The organism is Microbacterium sp. Au-Mic1 (assembly GCF_021341785.1).
GTDB lineage: Bacteria > Actinomycetota > Actinomycetes > Actinomycetales > Microbacteriaceae > Microbacterium.
Genome location: NZ_JAJTTF010000009.1, coordinates 86,345 through 110,442, shown reverse-complemented (window position 1 = coordinate 110,442; position 24,098 = coordinate 86,345). Strand labels below are relative to the sequence as shown.

Annotated in this window: 19 protein-coding genes; 10 read left to right on the top strand and 9 right to left on the bottom strand. The window is 68.8% G+C overall.

The window, feature by feature from the left end:
* Window positions 1–6 precede the first annotated feature (6 nt).
* A complete protein-coding gene (locus tag LXM50_RS13440; protein WP_233311843.1) occupies window positions 7–1,134 on the bottom strand; it encodes a glycoside hydrolase family 172 protein in 1,128 nt (375 codons plus the stop codon).
* Between the two features lie 144 nt (window positions 1,135–1,278).
* On the opposite strand from LXM50_RS13440, the gene LXM50_RS13435 reads away from it, so the two are divergent.
* From LXM50_RS13435 to LXM50_RS13420, 4 genes are all read left to right on the top strand, one after another.
* The gene (locus tag LXM50_RS13435) at window positions 1,279–2,259 is read left to right on the top strand and encodes a LacI family DNA-binding transcriptional regulator (RefSeq protein WP_233311842.1); all 981 of its coding nucleotides are present in this window, start codon (window positions 1,279–1,281) and stop codon (window positions 2,257–2,259) included.
* 132 nt (window positions 2,260–2,391) lie between these two features.
* Window positions 2,392–3,900 (top strand): FGGY-family carbohydrate kinase, encoded by a 1,509-nt coding sequence (locus LXM50_RS13430; RefSeq protein ID WP_233311841.1) that lies wholly within the window; start codon window positions 2,392–2,394, stop codon window positions 3,898–3,900.
* Window positions 3,897–6,506: a GH116 family glycosyl-hydrolase gene (locus tag LXM50_RS13425; protein WP_233311839.1), complete on the top strand. Its 2,610-nt coding sequence runs from the start codon at window positions 3,897–3,899 to the stop codon at window positions 6,504–6,506. The genes LXM50_RS13430 and LXM50_RS13425 overlap by 4 nt, the downstream gene beginning before the upstream one ends.
* Entirely contained in the window at window positions 6,503–8,134 is a 1,632-nt protein-coding gene (locus tag LXM50_RS13420) for a fucose isomerase (protein ID WP_233311838.1), read from the top strand. Before LXM50_RS13425 ends, LXM50_RS13420 begins: the two co-directional genes overlap by 4 nt.
* Window positions 8,135–8,162: 28 nt before the next feature.
* Here the strand turns inward: LXM50_RS13420 and LXM50_RS13415 are convergent, their stop codons facing one another.
* Window positions 8,163–8,735, bottom strand: a complete 573-nt coding sequence (locus LXM50_RS13415; RefSeq protein ID WP_233311836.1) for a TetR/AcrR family transcriptional regulator — start codon at window positions 8,733–8,735, stop codon at window positions 8,163–8,165.
* Between the two features lie 88 nt (window positions 8,736–8,823).
* On the opposite strand from LXM50_RS13415, the gene LXM50_RS13410 reads away from it, so the two are divergent.
* Both LXM50_RS13410 and LXM50_RS13405 read left to right on the top strand, forming a co-directional pair.
* The gene (locus LXM50_RS13410; RefSeq protein WP_233311835.1) at window positions 8,824–9,390 is read left to right on the top strand and encodes a dihydrofolate reductase family protein; all 567 of its coding nucleotides are present in this window, start codon (window positions 8,824–8,826) and stop codon (window positions 9,388–9,390) included.
* Between the two features lie 134 nt (window positions 9,391–9,524).
* Window positions 9,525–9,935 carry an MmcQ/YjbR family DNA-binding protein gene (locus LXM50_RS13405; protein WP_233311833.1) on the top strand — a complete coding sequence of 137 codons (411 nt, stop codon included), beginning with the start codon at window positions 9,525–9,527 and terminating at the stop codon, window positions 9,933–9,935.
* A gap of 145 nt (window positions 9,936–10,080) precedes the next feature.
* Here LXM50_RS13405 and LXM50_RS13400 read toward each other — a convergent pair whose 3' ends face one another.
* Window positions 10,081–10,683, bottom strand: a complete 603-nt coding sequence (locus LXM50_RS13400) for a hypothetical protein (RefSeq protein ID WP_233311910.1) — start codon at window positions 10,681–10,683, stop codon at window positions 10,081–10,083.
* A 155-nt stretch (window positions 10,684–10,838) separates the two neighbouring features.
* On the opposite strand from LXM50_RS13400, the gene LXM50_RS13395 reads away from it, so the two are divergent.
* From LXM50_RS13395 to LXM50_RS13385, 3 genes are all read left to right on the top strand, one after another.
* On the top strand, window positions 10,839–13,286 hold the full coding sequence (locus LXM50_RS13395) for a polysaccharide lyase 8 family protein (protein WP_233311832.1): 2,448 nt from the start codon (window positions 10,839–10,841) through the stop codon (window positions 13,284–13,286).
* Window positions 13,287–13,479: 193 nt separating this feature from the next.
* Window positions 13,480–14,724 carry a glycosyltransferase gene (locus tag LXM50_RS13390; RefSeq protein WP_233311831.1) on the top strand — a complete coding sequence of 415 codons (1,245 nt, stop codon included), beginning with the start codon at window positions 13,480–13,482 and terminating at the stop codon, window positions 14,722–14,724.
* A 6-nt stretch (window positions 14,725–14,730) separates the two neighbouring features.
* Window positions 14,731–15,945, top strand: coding sequence for a glycosyltransferase family 4 protein (locus tag LXM50_RS13385; protein ID WP_233311830.1), 1,215 nt, complete (start codon window positions 14,731–14,733; stop codon window positions 15,943–15,945).
* 250 nt (window positions 15,946–16,195) lie between these two features.
* On the opposite strand, the gene LXM50_RS13380 is transcribed toward LXM50_RS13385, so the two are convergent.
* The 3 genes from LXM50_RS13380 to LXM50_RS13370 all read right to left on the bottom strand — a co-directional run bounded on the left by LXM50_RS13380 (window position 16,196) and on the right by LXM50_RS13370 (window position 20,449).
* A complete protein-coding gene (locus tag LXM50_RS13380) occupies window positions 16,196–17,452 on the bottom strand; it encodes a hypothetical protein (RefSeq protein ID WP_233311829.1) in 1,257 nt (418 codons plus the stop codon).
* A complete protein-coding gene (locus tag LXM50_RS13375) occupies window positions 17,452–17,856 on the bottom strand; it encodes a hypothetical protein (protein ID WP_233311828.1) in 405 nt (134 codons plus the stop codon). Before LXM50_RS13375 ends, LXM50_RS13380 begins: the two co-directional genes overlap by 1 nt.
* Window positions 17,857–18,028: 172 nt before the next feature.
* The gene (locus LXM50_RS13370; RefSeq protein WP_233311827.1) at window positions 18,029–20,449 is read right to left on the bottom strand and encodes a P-loop ATPase, Sll1717 family; all 2,421 of its coding nucleotides are present in this window, start codon (window positions 20,447–20,449) and stop codon (window positions 18,029–18,031) included.
* 511 nt (window positions 20,450–20,960) lie between these two features.
* Here LXM50_RS13370 and LXM50_RS13365 point away from each other — a divergent pair.
* Window positions 20,961–21,905: a hypothetical protein gene (locus tag LXM50_RS13365; RefSeq protein ID WP_233311826.1), complete on the top strand. Its 945-nt coding sequence runs from the start codon at window positions 20,961–20,963 to the stop codon at window positions 21,903–21,905.
* Window positions 21,906–22,434: 529 nt separating this feature from the next.
* Here the strand turns inward: LXM50_RS13365 and LXM50_RS13360 are convergent.
* The 3 genes from LXM50_RS13360 to LXM50_RS13350 form a co-directional block, all read right to left on the bottom strand.
* Window positions 22,435–22,683 (bottom strand): hypothetical protein, encoded by a 249-nt coding sequence (locus LXM50_RS13360; RefSeq protein WP_233311825.1) that lies wholly within the window; start codon window positions 22,681–22,683, stop codon window positions 22,435–22,437.
* Between the two features lie 109 nt (window positions 22,684–22,792).
* Entirely contained in the window at window positions 22,793–23,356 is a 564-nt protein-coding gene (locus LXM50_RS13355; protein WP_233311824.1) for a hypothetical protein, read from the bottom strand.
* 79 nt (window positions 23,357–23,435) lie between these two features.
* A complete protein-coding gene (locus tag LXM50_RS13350) occupies window positions 23,436–24,083 on the bottom strand; it encodes a lipoate--protein ligase family protein (protein WP_233311823.1) in 648 nt (215 codons plus the stop codon).
* Between the last annotated feature and the right edge of the window lie 15 nt (window positions 24,084–24,098).

The following is a 24,098-nucleotide window of genomic DNA, read 5'->3' as shown; positions in this document are numbered from 1 at the left end:
CCGGCGTCAGCTGCGCGGTGCGCGCGGGGGAGTGGATCCCAGGTCCGGCACGGGGGCCGTTCCTAGGTGCACCTCCATGTCGGAGGCAGCGGGCGCCTTCGGACGGCGGGCCGTCGGCCGGTCGAGGTAGAACATCGCCGTGGAGGCGATGTCGTCGCGCAGCGGCAGGTAGCGCCAGCCGCTGCGCCATCCGAGTGCCTGGATGTCGACCTTCGGCAGCCCGGTGGAGAAGTGGATCGGATCCGCGAGGTGCCAGCGGTACATGCCGAAGCGCTGCTGCGAGACGTAGAGCCCGTCGGGGCGGATCACCTGGGGCATGCCCAGGTAGGGCGTCGAGAACGCCGTGTACCCCTGGCCGGGGATGTCGAAGTTCCACGCACCGCCGAAGTAGTCCTCGGTCCCGGTGCCGCAGATCGTCGGGTGGTCGGTGTCGTCATCGAGATAGAACTTGATCTCGCCCTCGCCCCACCAGCCGTTGGAGTTCACTCCCCATGCGATGTACGTCCCGACGTACTGGCCCCGGCCCTCGATCCCTTCCAGGATCGTGTGCGGCACGAGCTCCTCGAGCGGGTTGGACCGGCGCCACTGCGCATGGAAGTACCCGTCGGCGGAGTAGTCGCCTCCGATCTCGTAGGTCACCTGGTAGTAGACGCGCACGTCGACCTCGGAGGTGTTCTCGATCGTGAGGCGGGCGCCCTCGCGGAACGGCATCGGCCAATAGGAGTTGAAGCCGCCGTGCGGGTTCGCGGCGATCACCTGCGAGTTCACCTGCGCGAAGACGCCCCAGCCGTTGCAGAAGAAGTCGCCGTAGGGCACCTCGACGGCGGGCTCGGACGCGCCGTCCCAGTACGCGCGCAGGATCAGGGTGCGCCAGTTGTCGGTGTGCGTGGTGATCCAGATGTGCGTGATCCGGCCGGGGCCGTCGATCGCGGCGAGATCGAACGTGTCGCCGGCCTTGATGTCGACGCTCGGCGAGATCTTCCAGCCGGGGCCGAGGTCGCGCGCGCAGTCCGCACCGGTGCCCTCGGTCGCGCGGGCGCCGCCGCCGACGGCGCCGTCGAAGTTCTCCGGGGAGATGGACCGGGTCTGCACGGTCCGCAGGGCGGACAGGGAGGACAGGTCGGGAAGGGTCATGGCGGGGCACATCCTCGTGTGGAGTGGGTGGATCCGCGCGCGGAGCGTGGCAGCGCGTGCGGCCACCCTACCGATTCCTCGGAACTGTTGCAATCGATTTCATCGCGGTAGTGTGTCCTGACGGACAACAGAAGGCAGGGCGGGATGGCGACCATCTATGACGTGGCGCGTCTCGCGGGCGTGTCCCCGGCGACGGTATCGCGCGTCTTCAACGGCGTCGGCGTCTCCGACGAGAAGGTCGCGGCCGTGCGCCAGGCCGCCGCGCAGCTGAAGTTCTTCCCGAACCGGACCGCGCGTACCCTCCGCCGGCAGAGTTCCGAGGTGATCGCGCTCGTGATCCCCGACATCGAGAACCCCTACTTCACCGAGATGGCGCGCGGGGTCGAGGACGTCGCCTCCGAGGCCGGCTTCTCCGTAGTGCTGTGCAACTCCGACGCGCAGGTCGAGAAGGAGCAGACGTATCTGCGGATCGCGATCGCCGAGCACATGTCGGGGGTGATCCTCGCCGCGGCCTCCGATCGCACCAGCCTCGACGAGATCATGGCGGCGGGGCGTCCGGTCGTCGCGGTCGACCGCGGCACGGGCTACGACATCGACGGCGTGGTGATGGCGAACCGCGATGCCGGCCGCAGCGCGACCGAGCAGCTGATCGCGGCCGGATACACGCGCATCGCCCACATCGCCGGTCCCGAGCACATCGAGACGGCTGTCGAGCGCGCGGACGGATGGCGGATGGCTCTCGCCGCTCACGACCTTCCCGTCGCCCCAGAGCTGCTGCGCTTCTCCTCCTTCAGGGTGGACGGCGGCCGCGAGACCATGGAGCAGCTGCTGGCGCTCCCCGAACCGCCGGACGCCGTGGTCGCGGGAAACAACCTCATCGGCGTCGGCGCCATCCAGGTGCTCACCGAGCACGGTCTCACCCCGCCCGCGATGGGCGTCGCGGTCGTCGGCTCGCTGCCGTTCACGACGCTGTCGCCGAGCGTGGTCACCGTGGTGCGCCTGCCGGCGCGGCACATGGGCGTGACCGCGGCCCGCATGCTGCTCGATCGGATCGGCGGCGACGATCAGCCGGCGCGCACGATCGTGCTCCGCAACGAGATCCAGGCTGCGACCGTCTCGCGCTGAACTCGGTTTCACGAAACCGGTGCACGCTCGCACCGGTCCCGCACCACGCGCCCCGCGATTTCAACTGATTGCACTTGAAATCGATTTCGCGTAGTGTGATCGCCGTCCGGTCAGGGCGAGCGATCGAGGAGGATGCGCGTGCGGTGCACCATCGGTGTCGACATCGGCACCTCCAGCAGCAAGGGCGTCCTCGTCGATGCCGGCGGCGCGATCATCGCGCAGGCGACGCGGACGCATGAGGTGAGCCGCCCGCGCATCGGATGGGTCGAGATGGACGGCGGGATCTGGTGGGACGAGTTCGTCTCGCTGGCTCGCGAGCTGCTGGCCGGCGTGCCCGATGCTGAGATCACCGCGGTCGGCGTGAGCGGCATGGGACCGTGCATCCTGCTGGCCGACGAGGCGGGCGAGCCCGTCCGCCCTGCCATCCTCTACGGCGTCGACACCCGCGCCGGGGAGCAGATCGACCGGATGACGGCGGATCTCGGAGTCGCCGAGATCACGCGCGTGGGCGGATCCGGACTCACCTCGCAGGCGGGCGGCCCCAAGATCCTCTGGATCCACGACGAGGATCCGCCGTCCTGGCGGCGCGCGCGGCGGCTCTTCATGCCCGCGTCGTGGCTTGCGCACCGGCTCACCGGCGCCTACGTGCTCGACCACCAGTCCGCGAGCCAGGTCTCGCCGCTGTACGACATCGAGCGCGAGCGCTGGCACGACGAGTGGTGGCAGCGGTATGCGGTGCCCCTCGAGCAGCCCGCCCTGCTCTGGGCGGGCGACGTCGCCGGCGTCGTGTCGGCCGAGGCGGCGGCGGTCACCGGGATCGCCGAGGGCACGCCCGTCATCGCGGGCACGATCGACGCCTGGACCGAGGCGGTCAGCGTCGGCGCGCACGGCACCGGCGACCTCATGCTCATGTACGGGACGACCATGTTCGTCATCGCGACCGGGGAGGAGACCCTCCGCACCCCCTCGATGTGGACCACGGCCGGCGCCTTCGCGGGCACCCGCAACCTCGCCGGAGGCCTGTCGACGTCCGGCGCGCTCACCGCCTGGCTGACCGATCTCACGGGATCCGACTATCCCGAGCTGCTCGCCGAGGCCGAGACCTCGGGCGCCGGCGCGCGCGGCCTCGTGATGCTGCCCTACTTCGCCGGGGAGCGCACGCCGATCCAGGATCCGGACGCCCGCGGCGTGATCGCCGGTCTCACCCTCGCACACGGCCGCGGCGACCTGTACCGGGCCGCGCTGGAGGCCACCGCACTCGGGGTGCGGCACAACGTGCAGACCATGCGCGACGCGGGGGCGGACATCCGCCGGATCGTGGCGGTGGGCGGCGGCACGCAGGGCCGGCTCTGGCTGCAGATCGTGTCCGATGTCACCGGGCTCGTGCAGGAGGTGCCCGAGGTGACGATCGGTGCGAGCTACGGCGCGGCCTTCCTCGCGGCGGGCGCGGTCTCCGATCCGGCCCCCGCGATCGCGGACTGGAACCCGGTCGTCGCCACGATCACCCCCGACCCCGCACTCGCCCCGGTCTACGACGCGCTGTTCCACCGCTACCTGCGTCTCTACGCGGGCACCGCCGACGTCGTGCACGAGCTCGCGGCGCAGCAGAGGGCCGACGACGAGAAGGAGGCGTCCGCATGACGCGCCGCGCCCGCCCCATCCCGCACACCGCGGAGCGCGCGGCGTTCCTGCTGGGCGGTATCGGCACCGGCAACGTGTCGCTCGGCGCCCGTGGCGAGCTGCGCGACTGGGAGCTCGAGAACCATCCCGACAAGGACCGCCGCAATCCCCGCACGTTCTTCGCGATCCACGCGGCGCCGGAGGGGGCGGATCCGGTCACTCGCGTGCTCGAGGCGCGCGTGACCGGCCGGCGCGACCTCGACGCCGGATTCTCCTTCGACGACCTCGCGGGACTGCCGCGGCTCGACGCCGCCACGATGCACGGTGAGTACCCCGTGGTCGACATCGACTTCGCCGACCGCGTGCTGCCCGTGGAGGTGTCGCTGCACGCGTTCACCCCGCTCGTGCCGCTCGACGCCGACGCCTCGGGGATCCCCGCGGCGGTGCTGCGATACCGGGTCGCCAACCCCGGCGATGCGCCCGTCGCGGTCACGATCGTCGGCAGCGTCTCGCACACGGCCGGCCGCGGGGAGCCCGGGCCGGACGCGCCCTGGGGCATGCGTGGCACGCAGACCGTGCGCTGGTGCGACGACGGCGCCGTGCGCGGCCTCGACTTCGGCATCGACCTGCCCGAGGACGACCCCGGCTATGGCACCCTCGCCCTCACCACGACCGACGCGTCCACCACCGTCAAGCCGCAGTGGGTCACGAGCTATTGGCCCGACGGCGCCCGCATGTTCTGGAGCGACCTCACGGCCGACGGACTGCTCGACCCCGAGCCGCGGCTCACACTCGAGGACCGCCCGCGCGGCCTGTTCGCGGAGCGGGACGCGGCCCCGGACGCCCCGCCGCTCACCGAGCAGGAGATGCTCGCCAAGCTTCCCCGGCTGCGTACCGGATCCCTGGGCATCGTGCACACGCTCGCGCCCGGCGAGGCGTGCGACTTCGAGTTCGTGCTGAGCTGGTCGTTCCCGAACCGCCGCCGCGGCTGGCACGGGCACATCATCATGGACGACGAGCCGGTGGATCCGTCGCTCCCGCCGATCGTGCGCAACCACTATGCGACGCTCTGGCCCGATGCCTGGGCCGCCGCGACGCATCTGCACGGCGAGCTGCCCGCACTCGAGGCCGCCACCGACGCCTTCGTCGAGGCCCTGTACGGCGGCACCCTGGATCCCGTGCTCGCCGAAGCCGCCGGGGCGAACATCGCCGCGGTGCGCTCCACCACCTGCTTCGTCCTGGAGTCGCCGAACCCGGTCCTGGGGGAGGGGCCGGTGTTCGCCGCGTGGGAGGGATCCTTCGACCACGGCGGCTCCTGCGAGGGCACCTGCACCCATGTCTGGTCCTACGCGCAGAGCGTCGCCTGGTTGTTCCCCGCGCTCGAGCGCAGTGCCCGCCGCCCGGAGTTCCTGCTCGAGACCGACGAGCAGGGGGCGCAGAGGTTCCGCGGCAGTCGGGTCTTCGGATCCTCCTCGTGGTTCATCGGTCCGGCGGCCGACGGTCAGCTCGGCACCCTCCTGCGGCTGCATCGCGAGTGGCGGTTCTCCGGCGACGACGCGTTCCTGCGCGAGCTCTGGCCGGCGGCGGTGCGCACCCTGGAACATGCCATCCGGGAATGGGATCGCGACGGCGACGGCCTGCTGGACGGCGAGCTGCACAACACCTACGACGTCGAGTTCCACGGGATCGATCCGCTCGCCAACGGCATCCACCTCGCCGCGCTCCGCGCCGGATCCCGGATGGCGGCCCACCTCGGCGAGGCGGAGCGCGCCCGCGACTGGTCGACCCGTGCCGATCATGTGGCCGCGGCGATGGATGACGTGCTGTTCAACGGCGAGTACTACCGGCAGGTGATCGACGACGTCGACGCGCACCGCTACCAGTACGGCGACGGCGTGCTCTCGGATCAGCTGCTGGGGCAGTTCCACGCCTGGGTCAACGGGCTCGGCGCGCTCCTGCCGCCGGAGCATCTCGACTCGGCGCTCGCCGCGGTCGTGGCGCACAACCACAGAGCCGACCTGTCCGCGCACGAGAGCACCCAGCGCGTGTACGCCCTGAACGACGAGGGCGGGCTGCTGCTCGCGTCGTGGCCGCGCGGCGGTCGCCCGGCGATCCCGTTCGTCTACTCGGACGAGGTGTGGACCGGGATCGAGCACCAGGTGGCGGCGTCGCTGCTCTACGCGGGGCGGGTCGAGGACGCCCTGCTCGTCGAACGCACGGTGCGCGCTCGTTACGACGGGGTGCACCGCAATCCGTGGAACGAGATCGAGTGCGGCAACCACTACGCCCGCTCCCTCGCATCCTGGGCGCTGCTGCTCGCCGCGAGCGGCGCGCAATGGGATGCGCCCGCGCGTACCCTGTCCTTCGCTCCGGCCTCCGGCGCCTTCGCCGAGGGCGGGCCGGCGCGGTTCCTGTTCACCACCGGAACCGGGTGGGGTCGCGCCGAAGCACACCGGGACGCCCTGACCCTGCACGTCGACGGCGGCGTGCTCGACCTCGCCGAGCTGCGTCTGCACGACGCGGTCCTCGCACGCGACCTGCACCTCGACGCCGGCGAGACCCGCACCATCCCGCGGCCCACCGGCACCACCGACGAGACCACCACCCAGCAACGGAGAACCCCATGAGCTACGTCATCCCCGCGCCGACCGCGCGCCCCGCCTCCGCGCCGAAGACCGCCTACCTGATCACCTCCGGCGACCTCCGCGAATCGGCGAACATCGCGGGCTGGCCGGTGCAGGCGGCGACGGAGGCGGCGGTCACCGCGGCCTTCGCGGACCTGGGGTGGACGGTCATCCGCCCCTTCGGCGTGGACCCGGCCACAGGCCACGGCTACATCTCCAGCCAGCGGATGGGCATGGAGGTGTTCAAAGCGATCCCCGACGACGCCCCGCTGATCGTCGCGACGGCGAACTGGCAGTACTCGCACCACGTGCTGGCGGGGCTGCGCACGCACCGCGGGCCGATCCTCACCACGGCGAACTTCGCGCCGGACTGGCCGGGACTCGTGGGGCTGCTCGGGCTCAACGCCGGGCTCACGAAGATGGGCAAGCCCTACTCCACCGTCTGGTCGGTCGACTTCACCGACGACTGGTTCCGCGAGGCGCTGAAGGAGTGGACCGAGACCGGCCGCATCACGCACGACGCCTCGCATGTGCGCGCCCTTCCGGAACTCCCCGACAGCCCCGAGAAGCAGCTCGGCGAGGCGCTCGCCGCACAGCTGCGGGCCGACAAGGCCATCATCGGCGTCTTCGACGAGGGCTGCATGGGCATGTACAACGCGATCTTCGACGACGAACTGCTCAATCAGACCGGCATCTACAAGGAGCGCCTGTCGCAGTCCGCGCTGTATGCGGAGATGCTGAACGTGACCGATGCCGAGGCCGACGCCGCGTACGACTGGCTCATCGCGCACGGCATGGCGTTCGTCTACGGCGCGGACGCCGCCACGGAGCTCACCCGCGAGCAGGTGCAGTGGCAGCTGAAGATGTACATCGCCGCTCTCCGCATCGCCGACGACTTCGGCCTGGACGCGGTCGGGATCCAGTACCAGCAGGGCCTCAAGGATCTGGTGCCCGCATCGGATCTCGCCGAGGGGATCCTGAACTCCACCGATCGCCCGCCGGTCACCTCGCGCGACGGATCCCGGATCCTGCACGAGGGGCGCGCCTTCCCGCACTTCAACGAGGCCGACGAGGGGGTCGCGGTCGATGCCCTCGTGACCGACCGGGTGTGGCGGGCGATGGGTCTCGTGCCCGACAACACGCTGCACGACGTACGCTGGGGCGAGGACTACGACGGCGAGTTCGTCTGGGTCTACGAGATCTCCGGATCCGTCCCGGCCTCGCACCTCGGCGGCTGGGACAAGGCCGAGGGCTGGCGGCAGGGGCATGTGTTCTTCCCCGCCGGCGGCGCCACGATCAACGGCGTCTCGAAGCCCGGCGAGGTCGTGCTCTCACGGATCTTCATCGCCGACGGGGTGCTGCAGGCCGACGTGTTCCGCGGCACGGTCGTGGCGCTCCCGGCCGAGGAGACGCAGCGCCGCAAGGACGCCACGAACCCGGAGTGGCCGATCGCTCACGTCGTGCTGCACGGGCAGAGCCGGGACCAGTTCATGGCCCGGCACAAGGCCAACCACGCCCAGCTCGTCTACGCGCCCGATGCGGAGACCGCGGACAAGGCCCTCATCGCGAAGGCCGCGATGCTGGACGGCATGGGCATCAGGGTCAACCTCGTGGGGGACGTGAACCTCTGACACCCACCCGCCGCTGACCCGTGGTCGCTCACCCCCGGGGGAGCAGCCCCGCGACCAGGGCGTCCACGACGTCGTCGGCCGGAGTGGCGGGGTCGATCGACGACGTGAGCCGGTCGAAGACGAGGCCCTCGATCGCGTAGTGGAACAGCGCGATCTCCGCGCGTCCGCCCGGGAGCCCCGCGGCCGCGTTGAAGGCGACGTCGCCCTCGAAGCCCGCGCGCTGCCACTCCTCCAGCGCGGCGGCGAGCTCCGGTCGCCGCGCAGCCTCGAGCCGCAGCTCGAACAGTGCGAGCGTGACCTCGCGCTCGCCGAGCAGCCGGCGCACGATGTCGCGCATGTAGTCGGCGAACAGGGCGGGGCTCGGCGTCTGGGCGGCATGGTGCGCCAGATCCTCCGGCGTGGGGGCGAGGCGTTCCCCGATGCGCTGGAACAGGCCGGCGATCAGCGCCTCCCTGCTGCGGAAGTAGTTCGAGGCCGTGCCCGTCGGCACGCCGGCGGCGTCATCGACCGCGCGATGGGTGAGTCCGCGCGACCCCTCTCGTGCGAGCACGGCGATGCCGGCGTCGGCGAGGGCGGTCCTGCGGGCTTCGTTCTTCGCCATGTCCTCAGAGTAGCGCAACCACAACATCTGTTGTAGTCTCTCAATCACTGCACCTGTCGTGGATGGGTGCTCGACGATCGGAGGACCTATGCGAGAACTCACCTACTACGTGGCGGTCAGCCTGGATGGCTTCATCGCCGGGCCCGAGGGGCAGTTCGACGCCTTTCTGTTCGAGGGTGACCACATGGCGGCGATCAACGCCCGCTTCGCCGATGCCATCCCCACGTCGTTCGCGGACGCACTGGGCATCGCGCAGAACCGCACCGCGTTCGACACCGTCCTGATGGGCTGGAACACCTACGCGGTCGGTCTGCCGGCGATGCCCAGCCCGTACGCCCACCTGCGTCAGATGGTCTTCACGCGGCGGGATCCGGATCCGGTCGAGGGAGTCGAGTTCACCGACCGCGACCCGGTCGACGTCGTGCGCGAACTCAAGGCGCAGGACGGGGCCGGCATCTGGCTGTGCGGGGGCGGCGCGCTCGCCGCGTCGCTCGTGGGCGAGATCGACCGCCTCGTCCTGAAGGTCAACCCCGTGCTGTTCGGCGACGGGATCCCGCTGTTAGGGCGCAGTGGCTACGCTCCCACGGCGTTCACACGGACTGCCGCCACGGCGTTCGACTCGGGTGTGACGCTGGTGGAGTGCCGGCGCTCGTGAGTCCGCGGGCAGTACGCCTGCAGGGTCCCGCGACGGATGCACGAAGGGATCGACGGATCCGTCCTGCATCCGTCGCGGCGTCCTGCAACCGCCCGCCCTTGATCCGCGTCCTGGACGCGACGAGGATCGGATCCATGGCGACGATCGACGATGTCCGCGGGTTGGCCCTCGCCTTGCCGGGCGTCGAGGAGCGGGTCGGCGGTCACACCGGGGAACCCGCCTGGCGCTGCAACGGAGGCCAGGTCGCGTGGATGCGAGGGCCGCGGAAGACGGATCTGGCCCAGCTCGCCGAACTCGGCCGCACCTGGCCGGACGGCCCGGTGCTCGCGGTGCGCACGGAGACGGCGGCCCTCGCCGAGGAGCTGATCGCGGCGGATCCGGACGTGTTCTTCACCATCCCGCACTTCACCGGCTACCCCGCGGTGCTGCTGCGGCTCGACGCGATCGCGCCCGAACACCTCGGCGAGGTCATCGCCGACGCCTGGCTTCTGCGCGCACCCAAGGCGGTCGCCCGGCAGTGGCTGGACGAGCGCGGGCTCGACTGAGCACGCTCCGGCGCGGCGGTCGTGCCGATGTGCCCGCCACGCGGGCGGCAGCCGCAGCACCCGGGCCGGCGGGCTCAGGCCACCAGCGCGCTCACGCGGGCGGCAGCCGCAGCACCGGGTCGGCGGGTTCAGGCGACCAGTGCGCTCACGCGGGCGGCAGCCGCAGCACCGGGCCGGCTTCGCCCACGGCGAGGTCGTCCGCGGTGCGCAGTGTGCGCGCGATCTCGTCGACGGCGGAGATCACGGTGCCGAACCGCTCCCGGTCGGCGCACACGGCCTGCAGCGTGATGAGGTGCGTGCCGGTGTCCCAGGTGTACGTCGCGAACGGCGGCGCCGACTGACCCGTGGGGCCGGGTTGTGGAAGCGGCACCACGAGCTTCTCCCCGGCGCCCAGGTAGGGGTTGCGGAACTCCTCGGTGTCGTCGTACTCCATCGGCATCATCGCGCGGGCGGTGCGCACCTGCGGGGTGAGCTCCTGCGCGCTCGCCATCGCCACGATGAGCTCGGGCTCCGCCTTCCAGGTCCACACCAGCACCCGGCCGTCGGCCTTGCGCATGAGGAAGGGGGCGGCCTGGCTGAGCGCCCAGGCTCCGAAGCCGGATCCGGGGCGGGCCTCCGCGCCGACGGCCGCACCGGCCTGGCCGAGCAGCATCCGGATCGCCGCCTTGCGATGTCGACGGCCGCGCAGGCCGAGGGATCCGGTCACGGGGATCCAGCGTGCGGGGTCGGCGTCGGCGAGCAGGCGCATGCCTCGAGCGTAGAGGGCGAAGGTGGGGGCCAGCCGTGCGTCCGCCGCGCCGTGAAATATGTACATCGCCTCTACTATTCGGATGGGAAAGCGCATACCATGGTGCGCGAATCCTTCCCCGAACGACCCGGAGGCCGATGATGTCCCCCCTTGAGATGAACCGCCGCACCCTGCTCGGACTGCTCGGCGCCGGCGCGCTCGTCGCCGTCGCCGGCGAATCCGCGAGCGCCCGGCCGCTGTCCGGCCGCGTCCCCGCCGCCGCCGACGACCCGCTCGCCGTGCTCATCGAGCGCCGTCGCGTCATGCTGGCCGGCGACGGCAGCGCAGCATCCATCCCCGAGCTCGCCGACGTGCTGAACGGCATGAGCGCCGCGGCGACCGCGTCGTGGAACGCGATGGTGCGACCAGCGGCATCCCCCGGCATCTGGCCCGACCTGCCGCTCTCGGGCGTGACGGGCACTGTCCTGTCCGGCAACATGGGCGTGACGTTCAACCGCATCTTCGATCTCGCGCTCGCCCACGCGACTGCGGGGTGCGCGCAGTACGGCGACGCCGCGCTCGCGGCCGACCTCGTGGACGCCCTGACGTGGCTCAGCGCGAACGTCTACAAGGCCGGCAAGTCCGCAGTCGGCAACTGGTGGTTCTGGGAGATCGGCGTGCCCCGCAAGGCGGCCGACATCTGCATCCTGCTGCACGACGAGATCCCGGCCGATGTGCGCACCGCGCTCCTGGCGGCCGCGCGCTACTTCACCCCGGATCCGAACTGGCGCGGCCGCGGCACGAGCCTCGCCGAGACGGGCGCGAACCGCACCGACAAGGCGCTGTCCTGCGCGCTGCGCGGGATCCTCGACGGGCGGCCGGACGAGATCGCGCTCGCCCGCGACGCCCTCAGCGACACGGTGCGGGCAGGGAAGAACAGCGTGTTCGGCTACGTCACGAGCGGCGACGGCTTCTACGCCGACGGATCCTTCGTCCAGCACACCTACCTGCCCTACGTCGGGACCTACGGCGTGGTCACGCTCGGCGGCATCGCCGAGATCCTGGGCCTCCTCGGCGGCAGCGACTGGGAGGTCACGGATCCGAAGAAGTCGGTGGTCCTCGACGCGGTCGAGGCCTCCTACGCGCCCTTCATCTGGAACGGCCGGATGATGGAGACCGTCCGCGGCCGGGCGGTGTCGCGACAGGCCGAGCCCGACTATGTCGACGGCGCCGCGGCGATCACCGCGATCCTGCTGCTCGCCCCGGGCGCGGGGGAGCCGTACCGCAGCCGCTACCTCTCGCTGGTGAAGGGCTGGCTGCAGCGCTGCACCGACGAGAAGCTGTACGGCCTGCCCACGCAGACCGTGGCGAAATCGCTGCTGGTGACCTCGATCCTCGGCGACGACAGCGTGACGCCGGCCGACGCACCGGTCTACACCAGGGCGTTCGGAGACCAGGACCGCCTCGTGCACCACCGCCCCGGCTTCAGCGCCGTGGTCAACCTCTCCTCGAAGCGGATCGGCCGCTACGAGTGGGGCAACCGCGAGAACAACCTCGGCTGGTATCAGGGCGACGGCCTGACCTTCTTCTACAGCTCTGCGGATCCGGCGCAGTACAGCGCCGACTTCTGGCCCACAGTCGACCCGTACCGGCTTCCCGGCACGACGGTCACGGCGGCGACGCGGGCGAACGGAGCCACCGACGGCACGGGTATCCCGCGGGCGTTCCAGGCGTTCGGCGGCGGTCTTGCGCTCGATGAGCGCTGGGGGATCCAGGGCATGGACCACCTCAACTTCGACAAGTCGCTCAGCGCCCGCAAGTCCTGGTTCTTCCTCGACGACAAGGTGGTGTGCCTGGGCGCGGCGATCGCCTCGACCTCCGGGAACGACGTGTTCACCACGATCGACAACCGCTCGTTCGCGCCCGGCACCGTGCCGAACGTGCGCACCGACAACCGCAACCGGGTGCTCACCGCGGCCGACGGCGCCATCACGGTGAAGCGCAACGTGCACATCATGGGGCACGGCGGATACGTCTTCCTCAAGGGCGAGAACGTCTCGGGCACGATCGACGTGCAGGTCGTGCCCCGCTCCGGCGACTGGCAGACGATCAACTCCGGATCCGACACCGGTGGTACGACCGACGTGAAGAGCCGGGACTACGTCACCGTCACCCACCACCACGGCACGAACCCGTCCGGCGGGGGCTACGCCTACATGGTGCTGCCGAACGTGGAGCACTCGGTCACGTTCACGGAATCCGATGCGCCGACCGTCGAGGTGCTCGCCAACAACGCGCAGGCGCAGGCGATCCGCGTGGCGGGACAGGGGCTCGTGCTCGCGAACTTCTTCCAGGCCACGCCGTCCGGCGCGGCACCCGCGTACGGGGTGACGGTGAGCGGGCCCTGCTCGGTCGCGGTGCGCGCCGATGCGGGCCGCACGACGGTCGTGCTGTCCGATCCCAGCCGCACGCAGACGACCGCCCGGGTCGTGCTCGCCGGCGTCACGCAGTCGACCGTGGTCGAGGGTGACGACGGCGTGCGGGTCGTCGGCACGTCGCCGCTCACCCTGGAGTTCGACCTCGACGGACACGGGCACGCCAAGAGGGTCGTGCTCGGGGACTGAGCCGCGCGGAGGGCCGGTCCTGCGATCAGCGGGCCGGCCCTCCGCCGTGCGCTGCCGTGCCGGATCCGCCTCCGCCGGATCCCCAGGCCCCTCGGGTAGAGTGGCCAGCGCCCGATCCAGGCCATCTCCGCGGGGTTCGAGCGGCCGATGAGGTGCTCGCCGGCACCGCGGCCCAGCAAAAGGCAGCAATCACGTGACTTCCCCCGGCGACCATCGCCCGCAGGCCACCTCCGACACCGCCGCGTCCGCCCCGGCCGAGCCCGCCGCGCCGCGCCCGCTCAAGATCCTCATCGGCGCAGACACCTTCTCGCCGGACGTGAACGGCGCCGCCCGGTTCACCGAGCGCCTCGCCGCCGGCCTGGTGCAGCGCGGTCACGACGTGCACGTCGTCGCCCCCAACCAGGCGTACCGCACGGCCAAGCCCCGCGTCGAGGTGATCGAGGGCGAGGCGATGACCCTGCACCGGCTGCCGTCGGTGCGCTGGGCGCCGCACGACTGGCTGCGGTTCGTCTGGCCGTGGCGCGCGAAGCACTACGCCCGCACGGTGCTCGACGAGGTGCAGCCCGACGTGGTGCACATCCAGTCGCACATCGTGATCGGGCGCGGGCTGTCGCGGATCGCGCACCAGCGCGGGATCCCCGTGATCGCCACGAACCACGTGATGGCCGAGAACATCCTCGACCACACCACGATGCCGAAGTTCATCGACGACATCGTCCTGAAGCTCGCCTGGGCCGACGCCGCCCGCACGTTCGCACTCACCCGCGCAGTGACCACGCCGACCCGCCGTGCGGCCGACTTCCTCGAGCGCACGATCGACGTCGAGGGCGTCATCCCGATCAGCTGCGGGATCGACCGCACCCAGTACACGCCGGTCATCGGCCCGCGTGAGAAGAACCGCATCGTGTTCGTCGGCCGGCTCACGGCCGAGAAGCAGGTCGAGGTCATCCTCAAGGCGATGACCAAACTGGATCCGGCTCTCGACGTGACGTTCGACATCGTGGGCGGCGGAGACCAGCGCAAACAGCTCGAGGCGCTCGCGCAGCAGCTCGGGCTGGCCGACCGGGTGACCTTCCACGGGCGCACGACCGATGCCGAGCTGCGCGCGCTGCTGAGCCGCGCGTCGCTCTTCGTGATCGCGTCGATCGCCGAACTGCAGTCCATCGCGACGATGGAGGCGATGGCGTCGGCGCTGCCGATCGTCGCCGCAGACGCGGTCGCGCTGCCGCACCTCGTGCACGACGGCGGGAACGGCTACCTGTTCGAGCCCGGCAACGTCAACGAGCTGGCCGCACGCCTGACCGACGTGCTCACCGCGAGCCCGGCCGAGTACGAGCGGATGCAGCGGGCCTCGCTCGACGGCGTGGCCGTGCACGACATCAACCGCACGCTGGACACCTTCGAGGCGCTGTACCGCGACGAGCCGCTGCCGGAGTAGGCCCGTATGCACATCGTCTTCTTCGGCGACCAGCACGCCGAGTCGCTGGGCGGGGCGCAGGTCTCGATGCGGCTGCAGCGGAAGTACCTGGAGCGGGTGGGGCACACGGTCACGATCGTCGCGCCACGGATGCACTCGGCGCGCGGCACGGACGCGGCGGGGGATCCCGGCTACGTGGACCTGCCCTCGATCCCGATCACGGCCGACCGCGAGTACGCGATGACCTGGCCGGGGCGACGCACCGACCGCTTCCTCGACCAGGCGCTGACCCGGCGTCCCCCGGTGGACCTCGTGCACGTCCAGGCCGACTTCTGGGGTGCGTTCATCGGGCATCGCTTCGCGCACCGGCACGGGATCCCCGCCGTGCACACGATGCACAACCGCGTCGACGTCGGCATCGCCGCGGTCACCCCGCTGCATCGGCCCGTGCTCGGCGCCCTGAACCTGTGGCGCCGCACAGCGCTGCGCGGGATCGGCGAGCAGCCGCGCGGTGCCGACGGCTGGGCGTACCTCGCGGGGATCGCCGCGGAGTCGCGCGCGGTGACCGCCCCCTCGGGGCACTTCGCGCGCCGGCTCGAGCAGCACGGCGTCTTCGGATCCGTGGACGTGATCTGGAACGGCATCGACGACGAGGTGCGCGAGCAGGTGCTCGCGGCAGCGCCGGCGGAACGTGCGCCGGGTCGCCCCCGTTTCATCTGGCTCGGCCGGATGAGCCCGGAGAAGCGTCTGCTGCCGTTCCTGGAGGCCGTCGTCGCGAGCGACGTGGATGCCGACATTGAGATCGTCGGGGGTGGAGGAGAGCGCCGTGCCGCCGAGCGCATCGCCGCCCGCGCCGGGCGCCCCGGCATCCACTTCGCCGGGCGGATCGGCTACGCCGACGTGCTGGCCAGAATCGCCGCGGCGGACGCCGTCGTGCAGACCTCCATCGGCTTCGAGACGCAGGGGATGACGCCGTTCGAGGCGGCGACCCTGGGCACCCCGACGGTCGTGAGCGACCCCGACATCGGGAGCGAGCTGCGCGGCGGGCTGTGGGCCGTGCCCGACGCCGGGGCGGACGAGCCCGCGCGGGTGGCCGCGCTCGCCGACACGCTGCGCATCGCCGCCGCGGACATCGCGGCCGGTCGTGCCTCCGAGCCGGATCCGCAGGTCGCCGCCGACTTCCGGCAGTCCTCGAGGACTGCCGCCATGCTCGAGGTGTACGAGCGCGCGCTCGGAGGCTGAGGTGGGGTGCGGGGAGGCGGGTCCGGCCGCCCGGCGCGGCTCGCGGTTACGACAGACCAAAAAGGACAGCAGGCGCTGACCGGATCTTTCTTGCGGGCATCAGCGTGATGGGGACGCCCGTCGCGCAGTGGGCGCGCGAAATCGCAAAGGAGGGGGCGCTTCAAGCAGGATGTGGCCAAGCACCACTCGTCATTGTGCGTTGAGATGACCGCTCGCGCAGAGCCCAGTGTCTAGGCCGCCCCGCTCGTTGTCAAGGCGCTGGTTCGTCGTCCTGTCGCGAGTTCTCGGCGAATCGCTCGATGGACTCCAGGAAGTACTTCACGCCGGCCGTCTGCTCGTCATCATTCGTGAGGGGCGTCTCGACACGGATCTTCGCAGTGACATAGCTCTCGTTACCGACGATGAGACCGTTGGCCTCGTCAGTCGCTTCGTCGCTCATCGAGCCCTTGTACGGCGTGTTGGACGCCGCGTCGACAATCTCGAAACGTTGCGTCCGGAGCACGAGGCCGGTGAGGACGCCACGTCGGACATCGACATAGCTGACCTCGGGCGGCACGGTTTCGATGAACTCGACCGCAGCCCGCACACTCACGGGCTCGGCCGACACAGCCCGAAGCGCATTCGTGTGTGCGATCGCCGTCGACAGAGTGATACCGCTACCGACTGCCGCCAGCGGCTTGAGCATGTCCCGCAGCCGATTGCGCGTCTTCGGCGAGTGCTTCTTGAGCTCCTCGAGGAGCGGCGAAACCTCATTCGATGCGACGGCATCGATGAAGGACGAGAGTTGATCGAATACTTCTGAGGTAACGTCTGTTGGTTCGACGACGCCGCCAGAGTCGATCGCCATCACGAGCACGAACGACGCCGCCTGTAGTTCAAGGGTCGAGACGTGCAGCTCGCGGGTGATCGGCGTCCTGCGGGTGCCGACGAATTCCTTCGCGATTGACACGATGGCACCGTCGACGGCCACCTGCAGCTCGCCAGCATTTCGAGCCGGGAACTCGGTGATGCGTGCGCCCTCGTGCTCGACTTCGATCGCGAACAGCGTCCGCGCCTGCGCCTGCGACAGCGCGACGAGCCTCGACGGCTCGTATGGCTCGACGGTCGCCGTGAGTAGCGATAGGCGCGCCTCTTCGCTCGGGAGCCAACGGTTCGGTAGATCCCCGCCGATCAGCGACGAGATGGTCGGCACCCAACCGGCGCCGCCGGTTGGCTCGTACTCCCACGCCCAATCGACGCGGAACAGCGAGCCGTGCGCAGCTTCAGTGAACACGGCACGGAACGGTACGACACCGGAACGCATGGCACGGAAGCGATCGCTGCTGACTGCGGCGACGAGCGCGACGACGTCGCCTGTTTCCTCGTCCTCGTCAACAGTGTTGACCACGTAGTAGAGGTCGGGCATACCGGTCGACCGCATCGCGAACGTGCGAGGACCGTCGTAGTACACGTACGTCTCTACGAGCTCGAAGGGTGCGCCGATGAGATCGAGAGAATTGAAGTCCATCAGGCCACCTCCTCAAGCACTTCCACGATGACGCCCTGCGGTAGGAAGTCATAGGGCTTCGTCCACCAGTCGTGATGGCTTTCGCCCTGCGGTGTCGGGCTGTGACGAAGGGACCCATCCAACGCGCCGATCGTAATCTCGGCCACCGACTTGCCGCGAAACCACGGTGTGAACCTGGTGGCGGCACGCACATCCTCGATGTCTGCGAACAGCGACAAGCCGTGGGCCTCGGGCGTATCGCCCTGACCCTCGAGGCGACCCTTTGGCGTCTCGTAAGGGCGCCGCCAGCACGCTTCGCTCGTAGCATCACCGACCGCCATCCCCTTCGGGGCCAGCCGGAAGTACGTTCCCGGCTTTGGATCGGCGTCATCTGGCGGGCAGCCAGGCGGGAACGGGAGGGGCATGACTCGAAGTAAACCACGCGTCCGATCACCCTCGCGAGCTACCCCCGCCAGAACAGGTCCATGCAACCGAAGGAGCGAGGTTGTGCTGCGCCCGAAGACCACAGCTTCTACCGCCGCGCCCGCATGTGACGGGGTGCGCATGACTACACCGCAGCCAGGCGAAACAGACCAGTTAATCGATCGTGCCGGTGGAGCTTTCCACTGGATCGAGCGTCGCATCTCGCAAGTCACCGCGATGAAGATCGTCATCGCGTACCTCGAGGAACGGTCGGAAGGCCGGGTGGACGCGATACCTAACTTTTGAGTCGTGCCTGGATGCGAACCTCTTCGCAACCTTTACCTGACGGCGCGAGTCTGTTTCCCCCTCTACGTGGACGAACTCGCCAGAACGAACTTCGACCCCAAGAAAGGACGTCCGCACGAGCCAATCCCGGAGGGACTCCGGACTCCCATAGTTCAAGAGCAACTCGGACAATTCCTCTTCGTGGAGGGTGCAGTCTAGGCCGGCGAACTCGTAGAGCACTTCTTCAAGATTGAAGTCTTCAGCGTCGCTCTCAACAAGGAGCGCTTCGATCGCGAATCGCGAGTACTGCTTTTCGGCGAACGTTACATCGGCTGCGGTGATGCGGGAGTGTTTGCGATTGATCGCGGTGGTCAACGATGCATTTGCGAAGAAGATCAGGTCGCGCGGACGAGACAAGGTGCGCCAAAGGAAGTAGTCGCGTGTGGGGAGGCCTCGTACTTCTAGATCGAAGATCTCGCCCCACATGTCAAAGGCAGCGGCCTTTCCCTTGCGTGACCGATTCGCGACGTAGCGTTCCTCGAGGACACGTACGAGGAGTTCGGGGTCCTGCCACCGCACGCTCAGGACGCCAACTTTGTCTGGCTCACGAGCAAATCGGGCAATCGCGTCGTAGATGTCGGTTCGCAAAAAGATCCCAAGCGTAACCCGAGCCGGCGATAGAGCCGATGGGGGTTTGCTGAACTCGCGCTCAACGCGTCCGATCGAAGTCAGCAGGGCCAGAATGAACCGGGCCATCACACTGTAGTCGACGCCCTTTTCCCAGGTCTTGTCGAGGTTGTCGATGAGTACTGCAACGCGATCGAAATCTCTGATTGTGCGAAGGACAAGCTCTCGGAGCGGTCCGAGCCGGTTGAGTCGAAGCATTCGACCGACGAACGCTTGAGTCGCCTCGCCGTCGCGTGGGTTTTCCTGCGCCAGCCGATCGACCGCGCGCTCTAGGCGCGTCGAGAGATCGTCATCCAGATCGACATCTAGTTCGTCGAGTTCTGCAGCAAGGTCTTGCAGGTCAGTATTCGTGCCCGTGCCAGCTGGCTTCTCGCTAGCGTGTTTCACTGCGCGCACAGCTATCTCCGTATGAAGGAGATAGCTCCACAGACTGACCATGAGGTACTCGGAGTGGCCACCGGTCCCCAAACGATTTACCAGCTCGATGAGACTGGCGAGCTCATACGCGGAGGGCTTAACGGAGACGACGAGGTTCCGACGATCGCGCCTCAGTTCGTCAACAGCCTGGCTCATCGTCGCAGTCTTGCCGGTTCCTTTGCGGCCGACGAAGACTTTCGCGTCGCCCGCTAGTATCGATCGGAACTCGCTCGTCTCCACAAAATAGTCGGTGAGCTCCTCCCGCTCATACTCCGCGACGAACTGTCCAAAGCTGCGGATCGGCAGTTCTATATCGAGCGCGAGCCGACCCAGCCGCTTGTTTGTGCCCGCCTGCTTTGGCAACGTATCGAGCCAGCCGCGAACGTGCTCGATCAAGTCTGCTGTGCTGCCGTAGCTGTAGAGAAGGTCGCGGTAGTCCAGCGGCGACTCGAATCCGTCTTCAACGGCCATGAGGATCGGCAGCTCAAATCCGTGCGCGATTCCGGCCATCAGACTGGCACGGGCGTTGTGCTCCCGGGCGCGGACCCTCCTTTCGGCGAGGAGGTGGAAAACTGCTGCAGAGGATCGATAGATCTCCTTCACATAGAACTCGAGCGGCGCCATCCCGAGGTCGTCACCGGCTCCGAGTAGTTGAAGGTGAGACTGGCGCTCAAGAAATGCCTCGAGGGAGATCGCAGGCTGGATTCGCGACGGGAGCGGCGGGGCGAACACAGCCTCGGGCTGTCTCGACTTGCCGCCGGCAAGGAGCCGTTCGAGCAAAGGGCTACTTCCGACGCGCTCCGGATCTTCCGTGATGCACTGCGTCACAAGCGAGTCAGAGCTTGCCGAGTAGTTGACGCGGCCGATGGTCGAAAGGATGCCCAACTCCTTCCAGTTCTTGGTGGCGTCTTCGTCAGTTTCGTCAAACGCCAGCCACACATGCTTGCCGCGTGCGAGCGCGTAACCAGCTTCAAACAATACGTTGGGGTTGAGGTCACTGACCTCAGCTATAACGCCCGTATGCTCATCGATCGCTGCCGTGATGGAGTCGATTAGGATTCCACCCTTGATGCGCAGATCTTCCCAGGTCAGTGCTTTGCCGCCACCCTTGCGGATTCCTTCTACAGCCTCACGCATAGTGTCGGCTCGGAGCCTCGGCTTCCCGCCGTATGCAAAGAACCACGACGTCGATGATTGATCCACCATTCACGAAGGCTATCGGTCCAGCCCGACAACCGACGGGAGGATTGGACTTCACTTCGGCGTCGCGTAACGTCCGCGGCAGACAGCGTTGCGCTTGGTCATGGCTACGGTGCTTGGAGCTCAGGTAGTCGCGCACGACCTTCCCGGGCATCGCCTCATACGTGTAGCCCAGCTCGCGCGCGAGTCGGGCGGGTTCGCGCAGGATCACCCAAGAAGCACCAGCGAGGGGTGATCGATGAAGAGCGAGCAGCTGACGTTCGCGCCAATGTGCGCGGGATGTCCTAGCGCTCGCTCGCCGGTCGGTCCGCATGCGGATGCCGGTTAGCTTCAGACGGTGGCGCGCTTCCCGGCACGGCCGACCAGCCGAATCGAATCAGGTCGTTATCCTCGGGGACGGGTAAGCCCCACGCAGCCATCCCGCAGACCGCGACAGGTCGACTGACGACTTGAGCCTGGACTGGTTCAAGCGCTCACTCAGAGGAGGTAATGGGCGCCCGATTGCTAGTGTTCTGGTGTGACTGACTGGGACCCGCTGCTCAGAGAGATCGCTATTCAAGGGAAACTCCTCGATGATGCTCTCGCCACGCGGTCGGACGAATCTGACGCCCTCCCAATGCGTGCTGAGCTGATGTCGGCGATGGACACACTGCATCTGTTGGGGGCGGTACTCCGGGCCGTCTCCAAGCAGGAGCCACGCCTGGCGGTCGCTGTCGCGCCTGTAGCGATCTATCGTGCGGCTGAGGCGATCCTCGATGATCTCCAAGTGGCCATGGAGCGTGGTCCGAGAGGCTCGCTACTCGACTGGTGCGATGGTGCTCGTCGAGTGATTGAGGCGGGAATCGCCGCCCTTCCGGAGGGAGCGGGCAGGGTGCAGTTACTTAACGAAGAGTTGACCCTGCGAAGCCGGGTGCTGGATGCTGCGGCGGAACTGCGATCTCAACGCGCTGCAAAATACTTGGATCAGGCCAGGAAGGCGTCCGAGGCGGCAAGCGACGCAGCTGGCGTTACAGGTAACGTTTCGCTCTCTGAGTACTTTGCGAGCTATGCAAAGAGCGAGCGCATGGCGGCCGAATGGTTCCGGGGCGCGACGATCATCGGAATCATTGCGACTGCGGTGGCCGTATCTCTCCTTCCTCACCCCAACGCGGGCGACTGGGCCGGAATTGTGTACCGACTTGCGATCCTCGGGGCCCTGGGCGCTCTCTTCGCCTACCTTGCGAAGCAAGCCGGACAACATCGGCGCGTAGCCAACTGGGCAAAGAGCATCGAAGTGCAGTTGAAGTCATTCCGTGCGTTTGTCGAAGGAGCTCCCGAGGATGAGCACGGTGCAATCTACCGCGCCTTCGCCAATCGAGTCCTGGGCAATCCTCCGGAGAAGGCGAAGGATTCCTCGGACGACACTTTGCCTGCCTCTCAGGTCATCGACCTTCTAACAACGATCGCGAAGAAGGCTCCCTAAACATGGATAGTGCCCGTCGAGAGCACCGAATCTAGGGCAACAACCGGGTCTGGACCCGGGACCCCGACGAGCGGAAACGGGGCCTTCGCAACAGCAGGCGAGCAGAATCTGCGAGTGCCGGCTAAGCCGCCGTCGGCGGCCGCACAGGCCTGCCGGGACCGCCCTCTCGCTGGACGCCCGCAAATCGGGCGTCTCTACATCCCGATCCGCATCGGCCCCCGGCTCTCAGCGTGCCCGCCGCGTAGTCGGGATCGTGGAATCGGTGCAGCGTGTCGAGTTCGACCGCGGCATCGCGTGCCGGCTCTCGGAACCCACACGCCCGCATGCCCACCGGTAGCGCCTACGACGCGTGGCGAAGTCAGATAAGCAGCGCGCGGCCAAATAGTTGAGGACTCTCCGGCGCAGCAGGTGGGCTCTACATCCCCGTCCCACGCCCCGCACTCGGAGCTCCGACGTCCCGCCCGGTAGTCATCGCCGCGGAGGTGCTCCGTCACCGCACGCCGCACCTCCGCCTAGATAGCGCAGGGCTCTACGTCATCAGCTCCGGGATGCCGCGCTGCAAGACCGCGATGTTGCTCGGTAGACTGAGCGTGAAGCCTACGTAGAGTCCCGCGGCATCGACAGCCAGCCCGACCCTCCGCCGCGTCGGCGGTGTCGCCGTGCACGGTGGACGTCGCTGCTGGATGGCGTCGTCGATCGCATCCGCCTCAGCATTTGTGCCAGATACCAACGTCACCTGCTTGCCGCGGGCGTGCCAATCGAAGTACGCGTCGGTCACCCCTCACTCGCTGCATCGTGGTGTTCGACTCGGTCGACGCGACCGTGCTCGGCAAGGTCATCCGCGACCACCAGCCCACGCTCGCGATCACCCGCATCGAGATCCGCGCTCAGCCGTAGAGCAGCGGCGTCAGCATCGACAGCAGGAAGCCGATGGCGAGGCTGACCACGCCGACGCTGCCGACGCCGATTGCGATTCCCGCCATCAGCTTGCGCTCTCCGCGTGCGGCGACGAGTCCCAGTGCGAACGCCGCAGCGCTGCAGGCGAAGAGAAGGAGGTTCGAGCCGATGTTGAACCCGTCGACGATGTGCAGCGACAGGCGGAACCGGTTCATCTGGGTGTACACGACGACCCGGGCGATCGATGACACGGCCGAAAGCGCGACGCTGATGACGGCCAGGATGAATGCGACGCGAGCGACGCCACCGGTGCCGCGGGGCGCCGGTGCTGCGGGGTAACCCGCTTGCACGGCGCCTGCGGGGTCGGAGGGCCAGCTCTGCGCCTCGGTCGGGTTCCCGTTCTGCGCCCCGGCGGGATAGCCGTTCTGCGCAGTAGCCCCGGGATAAGCCGGCTGATATGCGGGCGCGGATCCGTAGGGCGGCTGCGGGGAAGTCGACGCGGTCGCGGGCGGATGCGCATCGGGCGCGGGCGGGAACTGCTGCGGATCGCTCATGCCGCTGACGCTACCGGCGCCGGTGCTCCCACGACATGGGCAGCACTGCCCACCATGTCAGCTCAGACGAGGGCGTCGGTCAGGCGATCAGCGCCCCCGCCAGCGCCTCCTCGACATCCTCGCGCGAGACCCCAGGAGCCTCGGTGAGCATCGACCCGAAGGTCCGCGGATCCCACTCGAGCCCCAGCGCGGCATTGGCCTCCGTGAGCACCGCGACGAAGCTGTCGACGGAGCCGAACGCGAGCATCCCGCTGAGCAGACGTGCGCCGCGCACACCGCGCTGCGAGGTGCCGACGAGCTTCACGGCGCCGCGGGCGTTGATGCTGTACTCGCCGGGGCAGTACTCGCCCGGCACCTCGCCCAGCCGGGCATCGACGCCGAGCCCGCGCAGCGCGTCGACGATCGTCCTGCCCGCCTGCGCGAAGAACGCGGTGGGGTCGGCATGCGCCTCCTCGCGCTCGACGAGGTCGAAGACGAGGCACGTCTCGTCGTAGGCGACGGCGCGGCCGCCGGTCGGGCGGATCGCGGGCGTGAAGCCGAGCCGTTCCGCCGCCGCCACGGCGATGTCGTAGCCGGGCATCAGGCTCTCCCGCCGGGTCAGTGCGAGCGTCGGCACGGGCGTGTAGAGGCGGAGCAACCGCTGAGGGCCCGCTCCGGTCGCGACTTCGCGCAGCAGTTCGACCGAGCGCGCGAGGTCATCGTTCGACGCCGCTGGCTGCCGGATCACCCGGCCAGGAACCAC